A 1,385-nucleotide genomic window follows, 5' to 3' on the forward strand; every position below is an offset into this window, starting at 1 on the left:
GGGTGGGTGGGGGGTAGCCTTCTGGCCATGTCTCCTAGGGATGGTTGGCGGTGACCGGGGCCTACTCGGGGTGGGTTATCGGTGGGGCGTTGGTTTTGGCGTTGGGGTGTCTTGTCGCGGCTGTGCGTGATCGTCGTATGGGGATTGGGCTGCTGGTGGGGCTCGCGGTGCTAGAGATCGCTCTGGTCGTTCAGGCGGTGATGGCGTTTGCTCAGGTGGAGAAGGTGGCTGAGCGGGCGACTTTCATTGGCTATCTGGTGGGGACGCTGGTCATTCCGCTGGCGGCGTTGTGGTGGGGGAAGGTGGAGCGTACTCGCTGGGGGCCTGGTGTTATCGCGGTTGGGGCGTTCACGGTCGCGGTTATGACCGGGCGGCTGCTTCAGATTTGGAACGGCGCCGCATGAATCGGGTTGGCGGGTCCGATGGGGCAAATCGCCATGCTGAGGGTGACACCAAGGTGCCAGCGCTGGGTGGTGGCCCTGGGCGGGTGTTGGTTGCGGTTTATGCGGTCTTCGCCGTAGCCGCCACATCCCGGGCAGCGGTGCAGATCGCGACCCGATTCGCCGAGGCGCCGCTCGCGTACCTGCTGTCGGCGTTCGCGGCGCTCGTGTACATCGTGCTGACTGTCGCGCTGGCGAGAGGGCACCGGCGGCTTGCGTTTCTTGCCTGCGGGATCGAACTGGCAGGCGTGCTGATCGTCGGAACACTCAGCGTCCTGGATCCGGAGGCGTTCCCGCACGCCACCGTATGGTCGGGATACGGCAGCGGTTACCTGTTCATCCCCCTCGTATTGCCGGTCATCGGACTCGCCTGGTTGCTGAGGCATCGAACCCAGCGCACCTGAACTTCCATAGATCTGCCGCACCGTACCCGTACCCGTGGCCGGGTCCAGTGGAGGCGTCATCCTCGGCATGGGCTTGTGCTCGCCCTGCGTCCACGGTCAGTGGGCGGCTGGGAGGGGTGCGGCGGAGGGTCTCCATCGTCGCGCCTCGGGCACGACCGCCCGAGCACGACCGCCTGGGCACGACCGCCTGGGCACGACCGCCTGGGCACGACCGCCTGGGCACGACCGCCCGAGCGTGGCCATTCGGATGCAGGCTGCCCGAGCACAGACCGCCCGGGCCTGGCCATCCGGGTACAGGCTGCCTGGGCACGGCTATCCGGGCATGTTCGCTCGGACATGGGGCCATCTGATCCGGTCTCGAAGGGCGGTGAGGCTCTTGCCTGGGGCTGCGGGGGCGAGGAGTGGACTACTCGGGTGGTCTTTGGTGTTTTCTCCCATTGTGGGTGGGGTGGGTGGTGTGGTGGACTCATCCGATGATTTGGTGAGTGGAGGTTTTTGGTGAGTGGGGTTGGGCGGGGGCGGTGGGTGGCCTGGCTGGTTG

At 66.6% G+C, this 1,385-nt stretch carries 2 protein-coding genes; both read left to right on the forward strand.

Translation table 11 applies throughout. The features are described from left to right. Positions 1-50 precede the first annotated feature (50 nt). Positions 51-404: a hypothetical protein gene (locus tag Amac_RS31590; RefSeq protein WP_155358071.1), complete on the forward strand. Its 354-nt coding sequence runs from the start codon at positions 51-53 to the stop codon at positions 402-404. After that, positions 401-844, forward strand: a complete 444-nt coding sequence (locus Amac_RS31595; RefSeq protein ID WP_246268846.1) for a hypothetical protein — start codon at positions 401-403, stop codon at positions 842-844. The genes Amac_RS31590 and Amac_RS31595 overlap by 4 nt, the downstream gene beginning before the upstream one ends. Positions 845-1,385 lie beyond the last annotated feature (541 nt).

The sequence above is a fragment of the Acrocarpospora macrocephala genome, assembly GCF_009687865.1.
In the GTDB taxonomy this organism is placed as follows: Bacteria; Actinomycetota; Actinomycetes; order Streptosporangiales; family Streptosporangiaceae; genus Acrocarpospora; species Acrocarpospora macrocephala.